This window comes from Gluconobacter japonicus, from assembly GCF_002723975.1.
GTDB lineage: Bacteria > Pseudomonadota > Alphaproteobacteria > Acetobacterales > Acetobacteraceae > Gluconobacter > Gluconobacter japonicus.
The window spans coordinates 177836-200455 of sequence record NZ_BEWO01000001.1 but is presented as its reverse complement, the minus strand read 5'-3'; the positions used below and the strand labels follow the sequence as shown (position 1 = coordinate 200455).

The 22620-nt window shown below is 58.2% G+C and carries 26 protein-coding genes; 12 read left to right on the top strand and 14 right to left on the bottom strand.

Going from position 1 to position 22620, the window contains the following annotated elements; all coding sequences use genetic code 11:
* Positions 1-109: 109 nt before the first annotated feature.
* The 4 genes from thiC to purF are packed head-to-tail and all read left to right on the top strand — an operon-like array spanning position 110 to position 4377.
* Positions 110-1963 (top strand): phosphomethylpyrimidine synthase ThiC, encoded by a 1854-nt coding sequence (thiC, locus tag GJA01_RS00960; protein ID WP_062505326.1) that lies wholly within the window; start codon positions 110-112, stop codon positions 1961-1963.
* 18 nt (positions 1964-1981) lie between these two features.
* The gene (locus GJA01_RS00955; RefSeq protein ID WP_231875930.1) at positions 1982-2332 is read left to right on the top strand and encodes a hypothetical protein; all 351 of its coding nucleotides are present in this window, start codon (positions 1982-1984) and stop codon (positions 2330-2332) included.
* Positions 2333-2348: 16 nt separating this feature from the next.
* Positions 2349-2912, top strand: coding sequence for a CvpA family protein (locus tag GJA01_RS00950; RefSeq protein WP_062505327.1), 564 nt, complete (start codon positions 2349-2351; stop codon positions 2910-2912).
* Between the two features lie 25 nt (positions 2913-2937).
* Positions 2938-4377, top strand: a complete 1440-nt coding sequence (gene purF / locus GJA01_RS00945; RefSeq protein WP_010500995.1) for an amidophosphoribosyltransferase — start codon at positions 2938-2940, stop codon at positions 4375-4377.
* 34 nt (positions 4378-4411) lie between these two features.
* On the opposite strand, the gene GJA01_RS00940 is transcribed toward purF, so the two are convergent.
* From GJA01_RS00940 to ccmC, 12 genes are all read right to left on the bottom strand, one after another.
* Positions 4412-5617, bottom strand: coding sequence for a GGDEF domain-containing protein (locus tag GJA01_RS00940; RefSeq protein ID WP_062505334.1), 1206 nt, complete (start codon positions 5615-5617; stop codon positions 4412-4414).
* A 64-nt stretch (positions 5618-5681) separates the two neighbouring features.
* On the bottom strand, positions 5682-7883 hold the full coding sequence (locus GJA01_RS00935; protein WP_062505336.1) for a histidine kinase dimerization/phosphoacceptor domain -containing protein: 2202 nt from the start codon (positions 7881-7883) through the stop codon (positions 5682-5684).
* A gap of 168 nt (positions 7884-8051) precedes the next feature.
* Entirely contained in the window at positions 8052-9557 is a 1506-nt protein-coding gene (locus GJA01_RS00930; RefSeq protein WP_062505338.1) for a S10 family peptidase, read from the bottom strand.
* A gap of 115 nt (positions 9558-9672) precedes the next feature.
* Entirely contained in the window at positions 9673-11076 is a 1404-nt protein-coding gene (locus GJA01_RS00925) for a class II fumarate hydratase (protein ID WP_062505340.1), read from the bottom strand.
* Positions 11077-11236: 160 nt separating this feature from the next.
* Entirely contained in the window at positions 11237-11521 is a 285-nt protein-coding gene (locus GJA01_RS00920; protein ID WP_010501000.1) for a hypothetical protein, read from the bottom strand.
* The gene (gene ccmI / locus GJA01_RS00915) at positions 11518-12258 is read right to left on the bottom strand and encodes a c-type cytochrome biogenesis protein CcmI (protein ID WP_062505342.1); all 741 of its coding nucleotides are present in this window, start codon (positions 12256-12258) and stop codon (positions 11518-11520) included. Before ccmI ends, GJA01_RS00920 begins: the two co-directional genes overlap by 4 nt.
* Positions 12259-12261: 3 nt before the next feature.
* The gene (locus GJA01_RS00910) at positions 12262-12720 is read right to left on the bottom strand and encodes a cytochrome c-type biogenesis protein (protein ID WP_010501003.1); all 459 of its coding nucleotides are present in this window, start codon (positions 12718-12720) and stop codon (positions 12262-12264) included.
* Complete coding sequence (locus GJA01_RS00905; RefSeq protein ID WP_010501005.1) at positions 12720-13274, bottom strand: DsbE family thiol:disulfide interchange protein; 555 nt, start codon at positions 13272-13274, stop codon at positions 12720-12722. The genes GJA01_RS00910 and GJA01_RS00905 overlap by 1 nt, the downstream gene beginning before the upstream one ends.
* A gap of 12 nt (positions 13275-13286) precedes the next feature.
* Entirely contained in the window at positions 13287-15266 is a 1980-nt protein-coding gene (locus tag GJA01_RS00900; protein WP_062505344.1) for a heme lyase CcmF/NrfE family subunit, read from the bottom strand.
* 8 nt (positions 15267-15274) lie between these two features.
* Positions 15275-15778, bottom strand: coding sequence for a cytochrome c maturation protein CcmE (gene ccmE / locus GJA01_RS00895; protein ID WP_062505346.1), 504 nt, complete (start codon positions 15776-15778; stop codon positions 15275-15277).
* A complete protein-coding gene (locus tag GJA01_RS15200; RefSeq protein WP_007282605.1) occupies positions 15775-15942 on the bottom strand; it encodes a hypothetical protein in 168 nt (55 codons plus the stop codon). The genes ccmE and GJA01_RS15200 overlap by 4 nt, the downstream gene beginning before the upstream one ends.
* Positions 15939-16700 carry a heme ABC transporter permease CcmC gene (gene ccmC / locus GJA01_RS00890; protein WP_062505349.1) on the bottom strand — a complete coding sequence of 254 codons (762 nt, stop codon included), beginning with the start codon at positions 16698-16700 and terminating at the stop codon, positions 15939-15941. The genes GJA01_RS15200 and ccmC overlap by 4 nt, the downstream gene beginning before the upstream one ends.
* Positions 16701-16849: 149 nt before the next feature.
* On the opposite strand from ccmC, the gene GJA01_RS00885 reads away from it, so the two are divergent.
* Complete coding sequence (locus GJA01_RS00885; protein ID WP_010501018.1) at positions 16850-17269, top strand: EVE domain-containing protein; 420 nt, start codon at positions 16850-16852, stop codon at positions 17267-17269.
* Between the two features lie 2 nt (positions 17270-17271).
* On the opposite strand, the gene GJA01_RS00880 is transcribed toward GJA01_RS00885, so the two are convergent.
* Complete coding sequence (locus GJA01_RS00880) at positions 17272-17790, bottom strand: hypothetical protein (protein ID WP_010501020.1); 519 nt, start codon at positions 17788-17790, stop codon at positions 17272-17274.
* Positions 17791-17907: 117 nt separating this feature from the next.
* On the opposite strand from GJA01_RS00880, the gene GJA01_RS00875 reads away from it, so the two are divergent.
* On the top strand, positions 17908-18741 hold the full coding sequence (locus GJA01_RS00875) for an EcsC family protein (RefSeq protein ID WP_062024467.1): 834 nt from the start codon (positions 17908-17910) through the stop codon (positions 18739-18741).
* Between the two features lie 31 nt (positions 18742-18772).
* Positions 18773-19162, top strand: a complete 390-nt coding sequence (locus GJA01_RS00870; RefSeq protein WP_062505351.1) for an MAPEG family protein — start codon at positions 18773-18775, stop codon at positions 19160-19162.
* A gap of 4 nt (positions 19163-19166) precedes the next feature.
* Here GJA01_RS00870 and GJA01_RS15195 read toward each other — a convergent pair whose 3' ends face one another.
* On the bottom strand, positions 19167-19334 hold the full coding sequence (locus GJA01_RS15195; RefSeq protein WP_156315464.1) for a hypothetical protein: 168 nt from the start codon (positions 19332-19334) through the stop codon (positions 19167-19169).
* Positions 19335-19427: 93 nt separating this feature from the next.
* On the opposite strand from GJA01_RS15195, the gene aat reads away from it, so the two are divergent.
* The 5 genes from aat (at position 19428) to bcp (ending at position 22607) form a co-directional block, all read left to right on the top strand.
* Entirely contained in the window at positions 19428-20087 is a 660-nt protein-coding gene (gene aat, locus GJA01_RS00865) for a leucyl/phenylalanyl-tRNA--protein transferase (protein ID WP_010501026.1), read from the top strand.
* Positions 20087-20953 (top strand): hypothetical protein, encoded by an 867-nt coding sequence (locus GJA01_RS00860; protein WP_062505353.1) that lies wholly within the window; start codon positions 20087-20089, stop codon positions 20951-20953. Before aat ends, GJA01_RS00860 begins: the two co-directional genes overlap by 1 nt.
* The gene (locus GJA01_RS00855; protein ID WP_062505355.1) at positions 20953-21522 is read left to right on the top strand and encodes a hypothetical protein; all 570 of its coding nucleotides are present in this window, start codon (positions 20953-20955) and stop codon (positions 21520-21522) included. Before GJA01_RS00860 ends, GJA01_RS00855 begins: the two co-directional genes overlap by 1 nt.
* 149 nt (positions 21523-21671) lie before the next feature.
* A complete protein-coding gene (locus tag GJA01_RS00850) occupies positions 21672-22061 on the top strand; it encodes a hypothetical protein (protein ID WP_034881058.1) in 390 nt (129 codons plus the stop codon).
* 60 nt (positions 22062-22121) lie between these two features.
* Entirely contained in the window at positions 22122-22607 is a 486-nt protein-coding gene (gene bcp / locus GJA01_RS00845) for a thioredoxin-dependent thiol peroxidase (protein WP_062505357.1), read from the top strand.
* Positions 22608-22620: the final 13 nt, after the last annotated feature.

The following is a 22620-nucleotide window of genomic DNA, read 5'->3' as shown; positions in this document are numbered from 1 at the left end:
GGAAACCTGATCCGGTTAGAACCGGCGGAGGGAATGGTGATGACACACAGCACAGCCGGCGCTGCCGGTACGCCATGCTGTTGCCCCCGCTGCGAAAAAGGGGGCGACCATGGGTGATATTCCAAATAATCTGAATAAAGGGCCGGCTGTCGGCCACGTGACGACAGGCCCGATCCAGGGGGCCTGCAAAAAATGGTCCGAGGCGCCGGGGCGTCCGGACATTCTGGTGCCATATCGCGAGATCGCGCTGCATCCGTCTGCAAATGAAGAGCCTGTGCGTGTCTATGATACGTCTGGGCCCTATACGGACACGTCCGTTAGCATTGATGTGGAGAAGGGTCTTTCGACGCCGCGTGCAGCATGGCTGGCAAAGCGTGGCTTCCGGAAAGTCGAGGCTCGGGCCGTCAAGCCGGAAGATAATGGCTTTGCCAGTGAGGCACAGGCTGTTCCAGCGTGTCCGGCGCCTCATGACGTCTATTCCGGCGAAGGTGCGCAGCACGTCACGCAGTATGAATACGCAAGGGCAGGGATCGTCACGGAGGAGATGATCTATATTGCCCATCGCGAGAATGTCTGTCGTGCCGAAATGGTGGCCGGGGCTGAAGAGCGCCGGGCGGATGGCGAAGATTTCGGTGCGGAAATCCCGGCGTTCATCACACCGGAATTTGTACGGGAAGAGGTTGCACGCGGGCGGGCTGTGATTCCGGCGAACATCAATCACCCGGAACTTGAGCCAGTCATTATTGGCCGAAATTTCCTTGTGAAAGTGAACGCCAATATTGGAAATTCGGCGGTGACGTCCTCTGCTGCGGAAGAAGTCGAGAAGCTGGTCTGGTCCATCCGCTGGGGTGCGGACACGGTGATGGATCTGTCCACGGGGCGGAATATTCATAACATCCGTGACTGGATCATGCGGAACTCCCCAGTCCCCATCGGGACGGTGCCGCTTTATCAGGCGCTGGAGAAGGTGAATGGCGTTCCCGAGAAGCTGACCTGGGAAATCTTCAGGGATACGCTGATCGAGCAGGCCGAGCAGGGCGTCGACTACTTTACGATCCATGCCGGTGTCCGCCTTCAGCATATTCCGCTGACCGCAAAGCGCACGACGGGCATTGTCTCGCGTGGTGGCTCCATCATGGCGTCCTGGTGCCTGGCCCATCATCGTGAGAGCTTCCTGTACGAGCACTTCGAAGACATCTGCGACATCATGCGCCGCTATGACATCACCTTCTCATTGGGGGATGGTCTGCGTCCGGGATCAATCGCTGATGCCAATGATGCAGCACAGTTTGCCGAGTTGGAAACGCTGGGGGAACTGACGAAGATTGCCTGGGCAAAGGGCTGTCAGGTTATGATCGAAGGGCCGGGTCATGTGCCGATGCACAAGATCAAGGTCAACATGACCAAGCAGCTTCGGGAATGTGGAGAAGCGCCGTTTTATACGCTTGGTCCGCTAACAACCGATATTGCGCCGGGCTACGATCACATCACGTCCGGTATTGGTGCGGCGATGATCGGCTGGTTCGGCACAGCGATGCTCTGTTACGTCACACCAAAGGAGCATCTGGGCCTCCCAGACCGTTCTGATGTCAAAACGGGCGTGATTACGTACCGTATTGCGGCGCACGCTGCCGATCTGGCGAAAGGGCATCCCGCAGCACAGTTGCGGGACGATGCGTTGTCACGGGCACGGTTCGAGTTCCGGTGGGAAGACCAGTTCAATCTGGCGCTTGATCCGGACACGGCACGGAGTTTCCATGATGAAACCTTGCCCAAGGAAGCGCACAAGACGGCACATTTCTGTTCCATGTGCGGTCCGAAGTTCTGCTCCATGAAGATCAGTCATGATATTCGCCGCGAAGCGGAACGTCAGGACGGCATGGCGCAGATGAGCGAAGTGTTTCAGGAGCATGGCGCCAAGCTTTATGTTCCTGAAAAGGAAGTAGAAACGGTCTCGGAATAACCCGATAACCGAAATGATTTGGGGGATGGCCTTGCGTCTGCGGGCCATCCCCCTCATCATGTTGCGATGCCGTTCAAGGAAGACCTCGTCCCGTTCCGAAAGACCCGCAAGGTCACGAAACTTGCAAACCGGCTCGGAACTTCAACGGCCAACTGCGTCATGCATGTCATGATCAACGATCGTCACGGTTTTGTTCGTGAAAGCGCATCCTTCCTTCTCGTGTTGGAAAAGATCTGGAAGGCGCGGGGCCTGAACAGTGAGCAGGTCTGGGCAGAAATCGGAGAAAGAATCCGCCTTGCAGATGAACTTCGTGCTAAAGGCATCCGTCCGCGCAAAGGCGGTCAGTACCGTTCTACCAAACTGCCCTGATAAACTGTTTTGAGTGATGCCTGCGTTCCCAGACCTGTCTCATGTTTCTCCAGATGATCTGAGCCGGCTGGATATTGGTGTTCTGGTTATCATCGGCCTGTCGGCTCTCTGGGGGCTAACGCGTGGTTTCACCACGGAACTCTCAGGGCTGGTGGCCTGGGCGTCTGCTGTTGTTCTGACCTATCGTTTCCATGCCGCTCTGGTACCATGGATTTCCCCCTACCTGCATGAAAGCTGGCTGGCCGAAAGCGTAAGCGCGGCTGTTCTGTTTATCGTCATTCTTCTGCTGCTGACGACAGTGGCAGGTCGGGTAGGTGCTGCGGTGAGGGGCACTCTTTTTGGGGGCGTAGACCGCTTACTGGGCGCTCTTTTCGGCATTCTGCGCGGATATGTGATGCTGATTGCACTTTATCTACTGGCAGGGTCTTTTTTTGGCTCATGGACCTCTTACCTGATGCAGGGAAGCGTTTCCGGGCCTTATATTGTGGCCGGAGCCGCACGGATGGCAGGTTATCTGCCACATTCCTTGCAACCACATCTTGCATCGCCGCCCACAAGCGGCCATGACGCGTCGTTGTGAACACAGTCCGGAAAGGCCGAACTCCATGACTGCCTCCGATACTCTTAACCGTCCTTACGAGGAATGTGGCGTTTTCGGCGTCTGGGGCGTTCCTGATGCGTCTGCCCTGACGGCTCTCGGCCTCCACGCTCTTCAGCACCGTGGGCAGGAAGCTGCCGGTATCGTCAGTTTCGATGGCGAACGGTTTCATCAGCATAAAGGTCTTGGCCTTGTTGGGGATGTGTTTGGTGACAGCCGTGTTATGGCGACCCTTCCGGGTAGCGTCGCTATCGGGCACAACCGCTATGCGACGACAGGCGGAACGCATGTTCGGAACGTGCAGCCGCTCTATGCGGATTATGAGTTCGGAGGTTTGGCGGTTGCCCACAACGGCAACCTGACCAATTCCGCTACGCTGAAGCAGGCGTTGGTCAAGCGGGGTTGTATCTTCCATTCCCTGACGGATACGGAAGTCTTCATCCACCTGATCGCCATTTCCCTGTATTCCACCGTGCTCGATCGCTTCATCGATGCCGTCAAGCAGGTGAAGGGGGCTTACTCCCTGATCACCCTGACGCCTGATGACGGCCTGATCGGCATGCGTGATCCATTGGGGGTTCGTCCGCTGGTTCTGGGGCGCATTCCTGGTCATGAGGGCGGAAATGGCGGCTGGGTTCTGTCCAGTGAGACCTGTGCCCTCGATATTATTGGAGCAGATTACGTCCGCGACATCGAGCCGGGCGAAATCGTGGTCATTAATTCTGATGGGCTGCGGTCCCTAAGGCCTTTCGGGGATCAGGGGGGACGCTTCTGCGTCTTCGAATACATCTACTTTGCTCGTCCGGATTCCGTGCTTGAGGGACAGCCGGTTTACGAAGCCCGCAAGCGCATTGGTGCGGAACTGGCGCGTGAGACGGCGGTTGAAGCGGATGTCGTGGTTCCGGTGCCGGACTCCGGGGTGCCTTCCGCGATTGGATATGCGGCTGAGAGCGGTATTCCGTTCGAACTGGGCATTATCCGCAATCACTATGTAGGTCGAACCTTCATCGAGCCGACGGATCAGATCCGGAATCTCGGTGTGAAGATGAAGCACTCCGCCAATCGGCCTGTTCTGGCGGGTCGTCGCGTTATTCTGGTGGATGATTCGATCGTTCGTGGCACCACGTCCCGCAAGATCGTGGATATGGTCCGTGCGGCAGGGGCGACCGAAGTGCATATGCGCATTACGTCCCCGCCGACACGTCACGCCTGCTTCTACGGGATTGATACACCGGAAGAGAGCAAGCTTATGGCGGCAACTCACACAATGGAAGAAATGGCGGCAGCCATCGGTGTCGACAGCCTCGCTTTCATCAGTTTTGACGGATTGTACCGTGCGTTAGGGCACGAAAGCCGTGCTGAAGGGGCAGGGCGTTATTGCGATGCCTGCTTTACAGGCGATTACCCGATTCAGTTAGTGGACAAGGAAGGCAATCTGGTTTCCTGACCAAGCCTGCCTCCGGGTACATTAAAAAAAGCGTTTACCCGCCATGGGGCGACGCTTTTTTTGTTTCCACTGCAAAGGGCGGTGACGTGATTGTATCGTTCGCTCTCAGAACAACGGCATCTCGGCCAGTCCCCTTCGCAGCGTAAAGTGCGGCATCTGCTTTCTGCCAGACATCTGACCAAAGCGTTTTTGACGAATATCGAATATCTGCGCCAATACTCAGCGTGGCTTCAATACCCCTCTCTCCAATGTTTTTGACATCCTGTGTGAAAGTTTTCTTCAGGCGGTGAGCAAGCTCCAAGGCATGGGAGATGCTGGTGAAGGGAAAGAGAGCAGCGAACTCTTCGCCGCCAATACGGAAAAACTTGGCCTCCTGGGGTAAAACCTTCTGACTGGCCCTGACTGCGGCAATAATGACCTGATCCCCTGCCGTATGGCCATGGTGGTCGTTAATGGCTTTGAAATGGTCAATGTCCATGAGAAACAGCACACAGGGATGAGAAGAACCTGCGTTCTGCTCCATCCACAGGTCCACGGCCCGGCGGTTGCCTGCGTGTGTCAGTGGGTCCTGAAGAGTCAGAAGATGGTGCTCTGCGGCTAATCGTTCCCTGGGAATGGCAATCATTGCCAGAGCGATGACAATACCTTCGATGATGACCAGAAAATTATACAGGATAATGGCCCAGACCGTTGAAGGCTGGCTACCAAGAGGCTCGGGAAGAAAAGGTGTTGAAAGGGTAAGTGCGCCGTAAACGAGCGTGTAAAAGGCAATGATTCTGCATAAGAGCCGCTCGGCTGACGTCTGCTTTTCGGTAGAGCAAAGAAGATCCCGGGCTGCCTGAAAATGAAACCCTGTGATGAAAAGCATGCGGACAATTGAACTGACAACGTGTCGGGTTCCGCTTGATGCAGCGCTGGCGGAAATGGCCAAAGACACGACACAAACAATCAAGACTGCTTTCAGGCACGTCCGACGACCCAGCATGGTGCGTATGGCCTGCCAGCCGAGACCATACGCTAATGTCATGAAAACTGCGCCAATACGCAGGCCCCACAGGCCGGGAATGAGAAAGGGGCTGGTAAAGAAAAATCCCGAAACTGACGCTGCCAGAAAAGGGCTGGAATACCAGAATGCTTTTCTGGTTTTGCCATGGGCCAGTTCAGCAGCAGTGAAATAAAGGCCGAAGATAAGGAAAAGAACCGTGCTGTATGCGAGCAGCGTGGTTGGGTCCGGGCTCATGACAGGAAGAGCGGAATTCCTTTAATCCGCATCGTTGATCTTCCTGTTCATGGGATGCTCCGTCTCACGAATACAGTTGTTCGTCCGGGGTTTCGCTATGACTCCCGGTTGAATGTGTATCAAGCGGTACGGACATGACGGCTTCCAGGCCCGGATGAAGAAGCGTGTAGGTCAGAGTACCGGACAGGCTGCTGACAACGGCTTTCATCATGCGCGTACCAAAGCCGTTTCCATTCATATCAATGTCGTGACACCCCTGATCGGACACTGTCAGGATCAGCCGATCGCCTGTTTCCGAAAGGGTGATATGCAGCGGGCCTGCGTCGCCACGATAAGCATATTTGCTGGCGTTAATGACCAGTTCCGTCAGCACGAGGCCAACATTGATCGCGCGATCAGCCGACAGTGTGACAGGAACAAGAAAAATGCGCAGATGCCTTTCCCATGCTGCGCCTAAGGAGGAGCAGAGTTCCTGTATCAGTTCTTCAAGATAGCGGCTTAGATCAACCACACCGACATGATCGCCACGATACAGACGCCTGTGAACCAGACCGATGGCGGCAATCCGGTGCTGCGCTTCAGACAGGGCCTGGGTGGTTTCCTCGTTCGTCGAGGTACGGGCCTGTAGCTTCAGAAAGGATGCGACCATCTGAAGCGAATTCTGTACGCGGTGGTTGACCTCGCGGATCAGGAAATCCTTCTGTTGCAAGAGGCTTTCCCGCTCCTGCACCGTTGCGGTCAACGTGGCGTTCAGTTCACGAAGCTGATGGGTCTGGTAATCGGCAATCAGGATCCTGCGCAGACGGCGTGCCGCCTGTTTTTGTTCGGTATTCCAGCGTTGGGACTGGCCGCAGACAGTTTGCTGCCATGAGTCAAAGGACTTGCGAGGGTGCAGAATGCCGTCCTGGTCTGGTGTGCCTTTATGAGGATTCCCTGCCCACTCAATGACCTGAACAATTTCCACGCGGCTCCAGATCAATGTCAGCGGAGAGCGGAAAGGCAGGGCAATGGCGATAATGCCAGCCGAAAGAGTTGGCCAGTTCTCTGCCGGAGGATAGTCTTTGCCCAAGGACGAGCTGCAGAAAATCCCTCCATTGCTGCCCAGTCTGAGCCAGTCGCGGATGGCGAGCAGGTCAGCTTTGGCGGGCGTTACTCCACATGCTGTTACATCCTGCGTTCCAATGACCGCAAAGCCATCGCAGGGGAACAGACTTCGAAGTTCGGAGGCGAAATGGCGCAGATTGGTCTCAACGGATGCAGCGGCATCAAAATGTGAGGTGGCAAATTCCGTCGCATTCCGGAGGCGCAGGCGTTCCTGGTAGGTGACCAGCTCTTCCTTGTTGCGTAACTGCCGGGACATGACGCCAGCCAGTGTGCGGCAGGCGGCGCGAATGTCTTCGGAAAGGATGCGGGGCGTTGCGTTGTGACAGGTGATCATGCCCCACAGCACGCCATCTACAACAAGTGAAATGGAGGCTGACGCTGCCACGCCCATATTGGCCATGTATTGCAGGTGAACGGGCGAAATGCTCCGAAGCTGCACATCGCTCAGATCAATCCCTGAAAGACCGGCTTCAGCAGGTCGGATGACGGCTGCCTCGTAATGGACATTCGGGATGACGCGGATACGGTTGCGCAGATAGAGCGCCCGCGCCTGACGAGGAATATCACTTGCTGGAAAATGATGGTTCAGTAGCGATGGGAAAATCTCGTTGCGATGTTCCCCGACGACACATCCGGAACCATCTTCCTGGAAACGATAGACCATGACCCGGTCAAAGCCGGTCAGTTTTTTGAAGACCTTGGCGCCTTGGCGGCAGACTTCCGCAACATCCGGACACCGCTCAAAGCGGTCGGCAGTAGCATCAATACGGCCAAAGATTTCCCACGTCAGGAGGCGCGCTTCCTGAATGGGTTCAAGCTCTACCAGAAGTTTTCCATCCGAAGGATGGATCAGAAGACTGAATGTCTCCCCCTGAAGTCCTGAAATCCGGGCATCGCTGAAGGATGCCGGTGTAAAATCCTGAAAGCCTCCAGGCGGCAAACTCAGAAGTTCTGGCAAGGAGCGGCCCAGCCAGTCTGTCGACAGACGTCCCTCAAGATCGCCTGCCCCTCCCAGAACAGTCAGGGTACTGGCATCGGCAATCAGGAGAAGTCCATAAGACTGGATGGCGTCCGGACGATGGATCGGTTCACGGTCGCAGGCCGTTAGCAATGCTTCCGAGAGAGGCTGCCCCAACTGAGAAGTTTTTGAAGACGAAGTCAAAGTCTGAACAGTCCTCTCAGCGGTGATGCAACAATCGCCCTGACGGGCAGCCCACCCATGAGGATCGGCAGAAGAAAAGACATGTCACGATCCTGCTTCCAGGCTGAGAAAACTGGAAGGAATATATCGTGAACCTTAGGGTTTTCCCCTGCCGCTTGTCAATTTAACTCAGTGTTGAAGAGCGTCCTGCTGCATCCAGGATGCAACATCCAGAGACAGTGCATGACGGCTTGCCGGGCGTGTGTAGAGCATGTGTCCGCCCTGATAGAGATGCAGGGATACGCGATCCGCCCCAACCGTCAGATGATCCTTCATCCAACGGGCCGTTCCGAACGGGCAGGCGAGGTCATAATAACCGTTGGCGACAAACACCCGCAGCCCCGGATCGAGCGCCAGAAGACGGTTCAGAACCGGAATCTGATGAACCGGTGCAGGGCCGCCTTCACTCCACTTCCAACTGCTGTTCACCTTGAAGGACAGCAGATCGTAGGTCAGCGGCGTCTGGAACCCAAGATCATTGGCTGCATAGCCTGAGAACGCATTGCCGTAAGCGCGACCAAAGCCGAACAGCGTCGGATCGGGGCTCTCGTCCAGCCCGTCAGCGGATGGGTCGGCAATCGTCTGGGTGTAGTCGTAAAGACCATGCAGCTTGCCATCGCGGGACATGACGTCATGCGAGCCGATCGCCGGAACACCATACTGGCGGGTCACGACGTCTTCCGGCAGACCGGTGCGGCGGGATATTTCCGCGTAGAACGCCTTGCCCTCATCACCACTTGGCAGCTTGCCCGCGACCTTGCTCAGATAAGTGCCCATGGCCCATTCGTAAGCCGCATCCGCAGACTGCGGTGTGACATTCGGGCTTTCATGCGCCGCAATAAGGCTGGGGATCATGAGGGCAGCGGACAGCGGGTTTTCGTCTGTATCCAGCAAAGGCATTTCGATCGCTGGAGACAGCATGACCACACCATTCAGCAGAATACCCTGTTCCATCTGAAGGGCATTGGCGACCTGAATGGACCGGATACCGCCATAGCTTTCACCCACCAGATAATGAGGGGAGGCCTGACGGCTGTTCTTGGCTGTCCAGAGCTGGATCGCCTTCGCAAACGTGCTGGCATCCTGCTTCACGCCATAGAACTGGTCGCCAGCCTTCGCCGTGTCGAGCGGGCGGGAATATCCCGTACCGACGGCGTCAAAGAACACCATGTCCGTGAACGGAAGCCAGCTATCCGGATTATCGCCCAGCGTCGCATGGGTGCCGTCCGTTGCGTCCTTGGTGGGCATCGTCAGGGCAACCGGTCCCGCAGCGCCCAGATTCAGATAGGCCGTTGCAGCACCAGGGCCACCGTTGAAGAAGTAGGAGACCGGGCGCTTGGCGTCTGCGGCGCCGTCTTTGGTGTAAGCCACATAGAACATGCGGGCAGTCGGTTTGCCGTCCGGGCCGCGCAGCGTCAGTGTGCCAGCATGGGCTGTGTAGGCGATGCCATTCAGATGATGTTTCGTTACAGAATCGACCGGGAGCAGACCGGCTTCACCGGTAAAGTTATCCGTAGTCTTGGCTGCGTCCGTTTTGGGTGTGGGTGTCTTGGCGGCATCGTCTGCCATGGCAGGCAGGGCAAATACAGGGGAAAGAAGGGACAGGGCGAGCAGCAGCGCACGACGGGACATCATCTGTCTGTCATCTCCGAAAGAAGGATTACAGGATCAGACTGTCGCTACCAGTCCCGTCGGCGCTCTGCTACCGATCCCGCATGAAGTTTTCGTCATGCGGGAACAGATCAGGAGGTCAGGAGCGGGCTGGTTTGATGTTGGGAGAAAGCATCAGGCGCGGATCAGCAACACGATCATAGTCTTCCGCCGTCATGAACCCGAGTTCCAGTGCGGCGTCCTTCGGACTGAGATCCTTCTCCATCGCATAATGCGCCACCTGCGCAGCTTTGTCATAACCGATGGCGGGGGACAGGGCTGTCACCAGAACAAGGGACTGACCCAAAGCCTGCTTGATGCGTGCTTCATTGGCTCGGGTGCCCTCCACAAGATGCTGGCGGAAGTTCTCGGAGCCATCATGGAGAAGTGTAATGCCCTGCATGATGTTGTGGATCATCAATGGCTTGTACACATTCATGTCGATCATGCCGGACGCTCCGCCGAGGCCAACGGCAACATCATTGCTCATAACCTGAAGCGCCAGCATGGAGAGTGCTTCCGCCTGTGTCGGGTTGATCTTGCCCGGCATGATGGAAGAGCCTGGCTCGTTTTCAGGCAAGAGCAGCTCACCAAAGCCCGCGCGTGGACCACAGGCGAGCAGGCGGATGTCATTGGCGATCTTGAACAGGCTGCCCGCGGTTGTCCGCAGACAGCCAGACAGATGCACCAACGCATCATGCGCACCCTGCAAGGCGAATTTGTTCTCGCCAGCCGTAAAGCCAAGACCAGTGAGGCGTGCGATCTCGGTGCAGGCGCGGGTATCGAATCCGGGATCGGTATTGACGCCGGTGCCCAATGCCGTGCCGCCTAGAGCGAGCGGGAAAAGACCATCCCGGGCAGCCTCAAGCCGCGCAATATTGTCTGTCAGCATCCCGGCGTAACCGTGCCATTCCTGACCCAGCGTGATGGGAACGGCATCCTGAAGATGGGTCCGGCCAACCTTGACCAGATCCTTCCAGTCTTCCGCCTTGGCTGCGATGGCATCCCGCAGTTTCGTCAGGGCAGGGATCAGGCGGCGCTCAACGCCCAGCGCTGCCGCGACATGCATGGCGGTCGGGAAGTTGCAGTTGGTGGACTGCGCCATGTTCACATGATCGTTCGGATGCAGCGGTGTTTTGCTGCCAAGTGCATTTCCCGTCAGCTGGCTGGCTCGGTTCGCAATGACTTCATTGACGTTCATGTTGAACTGCGTGCCAGAGCCCGTCATCCACACATGGAGCGGGAACATGCGGTCATGTTGGCCGCTCATGATTTCATCACAGACCGTGTGGATCAGGGCTGCCCGATCCTGCGAAAGTCGTCCACTGGCCGCATTGGCTGTGGCGCAGGCCCGCTTCATGATCGCATAGGCTTCGATCATTTCGCGCGGCATCAACTCGCGTCCGATGCTGAAATATTTCAGGGAGCGCTGCGTCTGAGCGCCCCAAAGAACATCATCAGCAACCTCGATCTGGCCCATGCCATCGGTTTCAATACGGCTCATGCGGTCTGGCGCTTTCCTGCAGGACGGGGGTTTCATGCCTGCGCGGACCCTACCTCAAGAGAGGAAACGGGAAAACCGGTTTGGATCGAACCGGGAATGTTCAGGGATGGTGCGTATGAGAAGTCATGACCTGCTCGCCTGAAACGCGCAGGTCAGGTTCTTACTGGCCCAGCCAGCGATCACCGCCGAAGCGGTTGTGAGAAAACAGGAACCCCGCGCAGAGGCCTGCGACGGCAAAAACGATTGTCCACAAAGACATCGGGATCAGCAGTCTGGAAATGGCAGCCAGAATCACCATTCCCGCAAAGGCGCAGATGCCAGACTCAATCAGCCGTGGGCCGAAATGCCGCTCGGCCCCGCAGTTCGGGCAACGCTCCGCAGTTGAGCGGATCTTTTCCCGGCAGACCGGGCAGATTGTGACGGCGCTGGACGCTGGTTCCATCATTGGCCGTTATTCTCCTCATGTTCACCCACGGCGATCCGCGCTTCCACAGCCATGCGCCATTGCGCATCAGCCGGGGCCGCCGCCAGGGCACGGCGATACAGATCAAGACTGTTCGCAGAAATGTGTCCGTCCTTCTGGGTCTGGAGTTCTGCGAGCTGGATTGCAAGCTCTGGCGTGAAATGAGTATCCAGCGCGACCTTCCAGTCGGCAATCGCTTCAGAAGTCAGACCCGCGCGTGCCTCGATCTGACCGAGCAGGACATGACCGGTCTCGTAGGTCGGATTGTCCTTCGGAATCGTGGAAACCTGTGCCTGAAGCTTCTGGATCATTGCCATGGCCTTCGCATCCGGCTTGACCTGCCGCGCACTCAGAGGCTGCGGGGGCAGGGAAGGATGGCCGTTCACAATATAAAGGCAGAATGCAGCGAGTGGGATTCCGAGACCAACAGCCAAGACAGGCAGGAACCGCTTGGAGCGGAATGCCCCTTCATTCAGGTCCGGGGCGGAAGACGACTCATCGGCGGCGAGCAGTCTGCGCTGGATTTCAATCCGCGCGGCGCCATATTCATCGCCACTGACGAGACCAAGATCCCGGTCCCGGTCGAGTTCCGCAAGCTGACCACGATAGAGTGTGAGGGCAGAGTCACGCGCATCCACCCGACGGCGGAGACGGCGCAGGCCATAGAGGGCCGGTAACAGGGCAACGCCTGCAACAATCAGGATTCCCAACCAGAACAAGACTTACTCCCGGCCCGACAGGGCATCCAGACGCGCGCGCTCTTCATCCGTGAGCGGCGCAGGCGTGACAACGCGGCGTCTCGTCGCACGCCAGGCAATAACAAGACCGGCCACCAGCGCTAGTGCCGGCATCAGCCAGAGCAGGGCGGTTGACCATGAAAACTGAGGCGCCAGCCGGATGAACTCGCCGTAGCGTTCCGTCATCCAGTCCATAATCTGCTGATCCGACTTTCCGGACGCGACCTGCTCCCGCACCACTTTCCGAAGATCACGAGCCAAAGGCGCGCTACTGTCTTCAATGCTTTCGTTCTGGCAGACAAGACAGCGGAGATGAGCGCCAATCGCTTCGGCTCGCTTCTCCTGTACGGGATTAGGGAGCATTTCCGCCGGATCATCGACGGCAAACGCAATGCCACCCCCTACAAGTGTTGTGGCCAGAAGCAGCGCAGAAAGACGTTTCATCACAGGCCTGCCAGTCGCGGGCGGATTTCCGCTTCATAAATCTGCGGATCGAGCGCGGCGCTTCCATGCCAGAGGATTCGGCCCCCCGGCGCGACGAGAAAGCTCTCCGGAACTCCTGTCACACCCCAGTCAATCGCAACACGGCCATGGCGGTCTGATGCGACACGGGCATAAGGCGTCCCATCACGCTGAACGAAGGCGCTCGCATTTTCTGGCTTGTCTTCATAGGCGATGCCCCAGATGGGCATGTTCCGTGAAATAGAGCGGAGGCCGGGCATTTCCTGAACACACGGAATGCACCAGGACGCAAAGAAATTGACCAGAACCGGGCGTGTCTCCGCCCTGAGTTCCTTGTCCGTAAAGCCGTCTCCCAGACCAGGAAGACCCGGCATGGCAAACTGCGGAATGGGGCGCCCGACATTCGGGTTTTTCACAGCCCGAGGGTCAAAGCCGCCACTTTCCATACCTTGAAGCATTTTCCAGAACCCGACGCCCAGAACGCCGGCACCAACAATCGGAAGGGCCGTCAGCAGGCCACGTCGTGTTGAATTCATGCGTGTCTCTCCTCAGGCCTGGGCCATGTTCCGTGTGGCCGCCCTTTTCGGAGCGCCGACGCGCAGGCGACGATCTGACAGGGAGAAGGCCCCACCAATCGCCATGACCAGCCCGCCAAGCCACATCCATGGAGCCAGCGGGTTACGGTGCAGACGTAGCACATAGGTCGCATCCGCGCCCGTTCCGTGTCGATCGCCCACCACACCATAGAGGTCCGTAATGAAGTTCGTATGAATGGCGACTTCCGTTGTGGTCTGGTTCTGCGTGGTGAAATCGCGCTTTTCCGGATGCAGCGTCGTAATCAGTCTGCCGTTGTGACGGATGGCGATATCGGCCTGCATGGCGCGATAATTCGGGCCTGCATAATCGTGTACGTTGAGAAGAGTCCAGTCATCTCCCGCAAGGCTCCGCGTCTCACCAACATGGATTTCCACAATCGCATGCTGGGCACCGGACATGCCGCACAGACCCAGAACGGTAATGCCCGCACCAATATGAGCCAACGCCGCACCCCAACTGGAGCGCGGCAGGTTCCGGGAGCGGGCGAGCATCTCGCTCATGCTGGAATGACCTAGTCCGACGCGGCGCAGGATATCCGTGACGGACGCGGCCATGACCCAGATGGCCAATGCACCACAGGCGATCGGGAGTGCACCAGAGAATTTCCAGAAGCACAGCACGAGCCCGACAGCAGCAATAATGGCCGCCACGAATAGATGCGAGAACGTGCGCGCCAGTTGTGCGCGCTTCCAGGGCAGAGCCGTGCCGACGCCCATGGCCAGAAGGAGCGGGATTGTCAGGGGGATGGTGGCGGCGTCAAAAAACGGCTTGCCGACAGAAATGGTACGGCCTGCCAGAAGCTGCATGAAGGGCGGGTACATCGTGCCCGTCACAACAACGGCGCAGATGGAACACAGCAGAATGTTGTTCAGCACCAGCGAGCCTTCGCGGGACACAGGTGAGAACAGGCCGCCTGAGGTCAGGGACGGTGCACGCCAGGCGAAGAGAGCGAGCGAGCCACCGATAACCAGCGCCAGAAGGCCGAGAATGAACACACCACGGGCCGGATCATTCGCGAAGGCATGAACGGAGTTCAGGATGCCTGAACGGACGAGGAAGGTGCCGGAGAGCGAGAACGAGAACGTCGCAATCGCCAGCAGAACGGTCCAGATCTTCAGACCCTCGCGCTTCTCCACCACGATGGCGGAGTGAACAAGGGCGGTGCCCGTCAGCCATGGAATAAGAGACGCGTTTTCCACCGGGTCCCAGAACCAGTATCCGCCCCAGCCCAGCACATAATATGACCACCAGGATCCCAGCGCGATACCGCAGGTCAGGAAGCACCAGGCTGCGACTGCCCACGGGCGGACCCAGCGCCCCCATGCGGCATCAACGCGCCCTTCAAGAAGAGCGGCGACGGCAAACGCGAACGGGACGGCAAAGCCGACATAGCCCGTGTAGAGAATGGGGGGATGGAATGCGAGGCCGGGGTCCTGAAGCAGCGGGTTCATGCCCTGACCATCCATTGGAGCCGGAAAAACGCGGTCGAACGGATTGGACGTCAGAAGGCAGAAAAGCTGGAAACCGGCTGAAACACCCCCGAGGACCGCAAGAACGCGCCCACGCAGGATATCCGGAAGATTTCGCCCGAATGCAGCGACAGCCGCGCCGCAGACACCGAGGATCAGGGTCCAGAGCAAAACGGACCCTTCATGATTTCCCCAGACACCCGTGATTTTATAAAGCAGTGGCTTGGACGCGGCGGAGTTTGCGGCGACGTTCTGAACCGAGAAGTCATCATGCACGGCGCACATGATCAGGCTGAAGAATGAGATCGCCAGAGCGAGAAGCTGCGACACCGCCAGAAACGGAGCCAGCGCCACGAGGCGGGCATTGCGCTTGTGAGCGCCCCAGAGGGGAACAACAAACTGGATGAGTGCGAGAACACAGGCGAGGGCCAGGGCGAAATGGCCCTGTTCTGGTCCGAACATTATGGTGTTCAGCCTCCGGCTTTCTTGGCGGTCATGGTGTCCCAGCTGGCAGCGTCAGGCGCCTTGCCGAAGCGCGGGTCCCACTTGCCCGTGCGTTTCAGTTCGTCGGCCACTTCCTTGGGCATGTAGGTTTCATCATGCTTGGCGAGAACTTCGCTGGCCGTGAAGCCACCGTCTTTCTGGACGGTTCCGAGAGCAACGACGCTCTGACCTTCGCGGAACAGGTCCGGGAGGATGCCCGTGTAATGGACTTCCACGGCAGCCTGGCCATCGGTGACGTTAAAGGAGTTCACCGGAGCCCCATTTTCCGTAATGCGATGCAGGGAGCCCGCCATCACCATGCCGCCAAGACGGATTGTCCGGGCCGGAGATGGTGGGTTCGCTTTGACCTGCGAGGGAGCCATGAAGAACACGATATTGGATGAGAACGCCCGTAGCGTAAGAGCCGCAGCGGAACTGATGCAGGCAAGGCAGGCGATGACAATCCAGAGACGGCGTGTCTTGCGGGTCATGATGCGGAGCTTTCACGGTGGCGAAGCTGGCTTTCGACAGCGGCCAGCCGGGTTTTGGCGCGGCGCAGGCGCAGGGCCGCACCAATGCCGAGAACCAGCGAACAGCCAATGGTCAAACCATAAGCGGCGGCAATATAGGGCCAGTGATTGGGAAGATGCATCATGCTGCGGACCTGTCCGAACGGTTGAGCCGGGACCGGGCTATAAGCTGACGGGTTCGGCTCTCGTGGATTGCGGCACTCAGCCGGGCGAAAATGACTGCGGCAACACCAAGCGTGAAGCCGATGGTCGTGATGAGGAGGGGCCAGAGCATCGTCATGGACATGGTGGGAGCCCCTGTCAGCGTGATGCTGTCCGGCTGATGCAGGGTGTTCCACCACTGCACACTGAACTTGATGATCGGCAGGTCAATCGCGCCAGCAAGAGCCAGAATGGCGGCGGCGCGTTGCCCGCGGGCAGGCTCATCGAAAGCGCGAATCAGGGCGATATGGCCCAGATATAGGAAAAACAGCACCAGAACGGAGGTCAGGCGCGCATCCCAGACCCACCATGTGCCCCACATCGGTTGACCCCAAAGGGAGCCGGTAATGAGACACAATGCAGCAGCGCAGGCTCCGACCGGGCCAATCTCGATGGCGGCCAGATCGGCCAACGGATGGCGCCAGACCAGCGACAGCAGGCCGCAGATGGCCAGGCCGAGGTAACAGGACGAGGCTAGCCAGGCCATGGGAACATGCACATACATGATCCGGACCGTCTCGCCCTGTTGCCAGTCCGCAGGGGCGAAGAACAGGCCCCATACGATCCCGACCGTCAGGAAGATGATCGCGCCGGTGGACAGCCATGGCTGAAGCGCACGGGCCAGACGCAGGAACTGCCCCGGATTGGCATAACGATGGAGCAGATTAGGCGTAGGGCGCACGGGAACTCTCAAACTCCGCGAAATATTTCTACATGAAATAGTCCGAACCCCTCACAATCGGAAGAGGTGCATTGTCCCATTGTTCCTATGACTGTTATCACGTTTCACGGAAATGAGCGCGAAAGGGGAACTTTTCGCAGGAGAATGACGTGGCGTACTGGCTGATAAAATCTGAACCCGAAGCCTTTTCGTGGAGCGAACAGGTTCACAACGGGGTGGAACCCTGGACAGGCGTTCGCAACTATCAGGCCCGCAATAATCTGGCCGCCATGAAGATCGGTGATCTGGCGCTTTTCTACCATTCCGTGAGTGAAAAGCAGATTGTGGGTGTCGTGGACGTCGTGAAGGAAGCATATCCGGACCCGACTGCGGAGGATCCGCGTTGGGTCTGTGTGGATGTGAAAGCAAATGGCGCTTTTGCAAAGCCCATTACGCTCGCGCAGATCAAGGCTGACCCTGAACTGGAAAACATGGCGTTGCTGAAGCAGTCCCGCCTCTCCGTTGCGCCGGTCACGGAACCGGAGTTCCGCTACCTGACGAAAATCGGAGACTGGGTAAAAGGGCGCTGACCTCAGTGAATGTCTGAGGCGTCGCCGTTGACCAGAATATTCGTCTGCCCGTTGGACGGATGTCCGGCATAGGTCAGCGGCAGGTCTTCGCTATGATAAGGGGCTGTAACGGGAGCATTGAACTTCACCGGCATCCCGAAAATGCTGAAATGGGACGGCAAATTGTTTGCGCCGTTGGTTTTCTGCTCGGCATTGGTGCCCGGCATCCCGACCGGCAGATGAGTTCTCACTTCCCCGCTGTAGTTCGCGAGTCTCTCTTCCGAGTCTTCAACTGTCGTGTAGCCATGCGGCGGGGGCGGTGCACCGCCGTCCGGCAGGGCAACCTGCTGTGCGGGCGTCAGAACCTTGTCAGGCTGATTGTTCAACTGATGCGCCGTCGAGGGCGGGATCTGTGGCAGATCGGCCGTACTGTGGCTACGATGGGCATGATGTGGAGCGGACAGCGCCGGCGTGGCGACTGTCGCGAGGAGACTGACCGCCAGTGGGGCAGACAGGATCCAGCGGGAAAATGTTTTCATCATATGTCCTTCTCCACACCCGGCCGTGGCACCCGTCAAGCAGGGGGCTTTCGTGATGCGATATGAAACCTGCTATCGGGTAAACGGTTTCGGGTCTTACGAACAGGAGTTTTGATCGTCATGACCGTAGAGAATGGCTCGCAGCTTCCGACCAGCGAATTTGCATCACTGGCGCTGGACGGGGAGTCCCTAGCCCAGCTTCAGTCCGTGCTGGCACGCGTCGAGCAGGGGCGCGGCGTCCTCGTCCGTCTGGCTGATTTGATGGGTGGTGCTGTCGGACAGGCTGCGCGACTCGGGATGAAGGGACTTGGTCTTGCTCCGGGTCTTCAGGAAAAAATGCAGAAGACCGCGGAAGTCGCCATTGAACAGGCGTTCAATGTTGCGATCGTCGGGATTAAAAACGACGTTCCGCTCAAGCGCGATATGTGGCGGGAGAATGCCGGACAGGCGGCTGTAGCCATCTCGGGCGCTGTCGGTGGTTTTGGCGGAGTGTTCGGACTGGCCCCGGATGTCGGGTTCACGACGTTGACCATCATGCGTGAGATCGGCCGAATTGCCCGCGAGGAGGGCGAGGACCTGCGTGATGAAGAGACGCGCCGGGCCTGTCTGGAAGTCTTTGCGCTCAAGACCTTCCCGGCCCGTCAGGAGGACGAGGATGGCGAACTCGGATTCTTCTCGGCCCGCGCTCTGTTACGAGGACGCCCGGTCGTGATGCTGATTTCCGAAGTGGCGTCTCATTATGGCATTGGCCTGTCGCGGAAGTTTGCCCTTCAGATGGTGCCGGTTGCCGGTGCGCTCTGTGGTGCGTCGCTCAATTCGGCGTTCCTCGCGCATTACCGTGCGCTTGCCCGGGCACATTTTACGATCCGTCGCCTGGAACGGACGCATGGTCGAGCCGTTCATGAAGCAGCCATGGATCTGCGGTCCGGAGCAACGTCTGAGTCCTTCTCCTGAGTTTGCAGGAGGCTGAAACCGGAGAAACAGTATGTCGATGAGTCTTGTCTGGCTGGGCTGGACGCTCGTTCTGGCCGTTGCGCACCTGTTTCTCACCTCGGCCGCCTGTCGGCGTCAGGACGGCGTTCAGTGGGCCACCGGAAACCGGGATGGTGAGACACCACATTATACCGGACTCGCTGCTCGGATGCGCCGCGCGCAGGCCAACCTTCAGGAAACACTCCCGATTTTCATTGGGGCAGTTCTTCTGGCGCATGTCGCCGGAAAGGATGGCGCTCTGGTTGCCTGGGGTGCAGGGCTCTATTTCTTCGGGCGTCTGCTGTACGTCCCAGCCTATGCGTTTGGCTGGGGAGCAGTGCGCAGTCTCATCTGGGGTGGATCGATGGTCGGATTGTTCCTGGTTCTTCTGGGCCTGATTTGAAGGCCTAACCCTTGCTGGGGCGCAGGCGCCAGAAGTCCAGAAGTCCCCAGAAGACAATTCCTGCAAGGCAGATTTTGACAAGCGCCATCAGCAGGCCATGTGCTTCAGGAAGCAGCAGGCGCAGGAGCGCCAGCGGTATGAGAAAGATCATGTAGACAAAGGCGAGTGGCAAGGCGGCTCTCCATGAAGGTCGAGGATCTGTGTATCATGCCGACAGACAGAGAGGCCAATATTTCCCTTATGCAGGATCGAGAGCACCGACGGCATGTCTGACGTCACACCGGAAAGCCTGCTTGATGCCTATGCATCCGGTATTTTCCCGATGGCTCCTGACCGAGACAGTGATGAACTGAACTGGTACTTTCCGGAGGAACGCGGAATTCTTCCACTGGATGGCATGGTTGTGCCGCGCAAGCTGATGCGGACCATCCGGTCCGGCAAGTTTCAGGTCACGGCAGACCGGGCTTTTGGAGACGTCATGCTGGCCTGTGCCGAACCGGCGCCCGGCCGGGAAGAGACCTGGATCAGTCCTCGCATCTGCGCCCTCTATGGCGTCCTGCATCAGCGAAACCATGCTCATTCCATTGAGGTCTGGGACGGCGAGAGGCTGGTCGGCGGGTTGTACGGTGTGGCGCTGGGGGGCGTATTTTTCGGGGAAAGCATGTTCTCCCGTCAGCGGGATGTTTCCAAGATTGCGCTGGTCCATCTCGTTGCAGGATTGCGTCAGGGAGGCTATCGCCTTCTGGATACGCAGTACACGACACCTCATCTGACAACATTGGGCGGTATTGGTATTCCTGCTGCGGACTATCTGGTTCTGCTCAACCAGGCTTTGACTGTCCGCGCCGTCTGGCCTGACGATTTCAGTCTGCACGCCCTGCGCGATGACATCGCGTCTTTACGCCCACATCCAGGAGAGTCCTGATGATTTCACTCTTTCGGCGGCATCGGTCTGCTTTTCTCGCAAGTCTGCTTCTTTGTGCAGGCAGCGGCACAGCAGCCTACGCCGATGACCATCCGAGACTGTCTCCGGCGCGGGATGTCACTGTCACATATCATCTGTCCGCTCCGGGGATGCAGGGGGCTGGTGGAGATGTGAAGGTCTATTTTTCCGGTTCGGGAGATCTGCTGCGAATTGATTCCGCAGATGGACGCGGCATTACGATTCTTGATCGCCCCAAGCAGGTTGTGACGCTCGTCATGCTGGAGCGGAAACTCTACGCCCATATCCGGCCTCAGCATGGATTGCATAATCCGTTCATGCTGGATCTCGGAATGAAATACACCAAGGCAGGTCAGGCCACGATTGCCGGCGTCCCGTGTGGACGATGGGATATCCAGACGGCCCACGGCAAGGCCAGCGCCTGCGTGACGGAGGATGGCGTGATCCTGTCCGAGAACGGTGTGGATGCGGATGGAGCAGAAGGCTCCATTCAGGCCACGAACGTCGCTTACGGAGATCTGCCGACATCGACATTCGAGCCACCGGCAGGGTTCCAGGAAATCACGCCTCGTACGTCCCCCCATCACTCTTCCGCTGGTGGCAGCCAGTCCACGTCACCCACGCCTGCTCCTGTTCCAGAGGGTGGTGCGGCAGGCGATTCGGCTGTGCAGGCGCCCGGCCATATTGCCGCACAGGGCACACCTGCCGAGACGTCGGCTCCCGTTGTTCCACCGGTGTCTCCTGAAGACGCAAGTCAGCCGTCCGTCTCCAGTGATTCGGCAGGCGATGGAACGGTCTCGACCCCTGATCAGCCTCCGAGTGGCCCATCCAATGGTGGCCAGAACTGATGCGGTGCGGTTTCCGGGGGCTCGCTGTAGTGGCAGGGCTGCTTCTTGGCGCTCAGACGACGTATGCCGCGGATACAGCGCCCTACGTCACGCCAATGCATGATGCGGATATTGATTATGTCATGGTGGGCCCGAACGGGCAGCATCTTCATCAACGGATGCGTTGGAGCTCAAAGCTCTGGCGCCAGCGTGTGGACCCCGAGGGGGCCGCAACGGTCATGCTGACGGATTACCGGACCCATCGGCTGATGGTGCTGGATACGACCGCAAAAAGTGCGACCGTGACTGAAGCGCCCGGCGATTCGTTTTCCGCTCCCGGTACGCCTGCTCCCGGAACGTGGAAACAGGTTGGTCCTGCCACAATTGCGGGCGAGGCCTGCATGATCTGGGAAAGCGTTGATACGAACAAACTCCCCACGGATTTCTGTTACACGACGGATGGTCTGTTATTGGGCGCAACCCAAGGCGGACGGCTTGTTGTGCAGGCAGCGTCTGTCAGTCGGGCGGGACAGGCGGATGATCTGTTTGATCCTCCGGAAGGCTATCACCGGATAGATCCCAAACACTGAAAAACACCCGCCATGGCCGTCATGATTTGAGAAAAATCTGCCATGATTGTTGCCTTTTCCTGCCATTTTCCTATGGCAGATTTCTTCTCACAGGACGGGCGGAACCATTCTTCGGGACTGCCCCGTCTGACGTAATGAGGAGATTTGCCATGCGTCGCATCACCCGTGCAGTTCTTCTGGCTGCACCCCTGCTGATCGGCACGGCAGTAGTTGCCCCGAATGCCGTTGTTCCCACTGCTGAAGCGCATTGGCATGGTGGTTATGGCGGTCCCGGATATGGTGGCCCAGGACGTGGCTATTATGGTCCTGGACCGGGCTGGCATCACGGTGGTCATCACGGAAACAGCGGTGCCGTGATTGGTGGAATTCTTGGCGGCCTTGCAATCGGTGCTGTTGGTGGGGCGATGCTTGGTCAGTCCTATGGTCCGCCACCGCCGCCGGTTGTCTATGCTCCGCCGCCGCGTGTCGTTTATGCGCCGCCCCCGCCCGTTATTTATGCTCCGCCCCCGCCGCCTGTTGTGGTTTATCCGCAATACTGAGGCATTATTGCCCTTCGTCCGCCTTGATCGGGCGAAGGGTGTCAGGCAATCATGGTGCCTATGACAGATCATGCTCTTCAGCCGGGTAGCCGTGCTCCAGCGTTTTCGCTTCCCGTTTCGGGGGGCGGTGCCGTCAGCAGCGAAACGCTGAAGGGCAAACCGTATCTGCTGTATTTTTATCCCAAGGCCGATACGCCCGGCTGCACAACGCAGGCCTGTTCCCTTCAGGAAAACCTGCCGTCCTTCGACAGCGAGGGGCTGACGATTATTGGCGTCAGCCCGGACCCGGTTGGGAAAATCGACCGTTTCGCCAAAAAATATGCTCTCACATTTCCGCTGGCCTCCGATGAGGATCACGCTGTTGCCGAGGCTTATGGAACATGGGTTGAGAAATCCATGTACGGGCGGACCTATATGGGGATGGAACGCAGTTCCTTTCTTGTGGATGGGAACGGTGTCATCCGCCATATCTGGCGCAAAGTGAAACCTGCCGATCATACCGCACTGGTGGCTGAGGCTTTCCGGGATATGATCAGCGGGGCCTGAGCGGCCCTTCCGC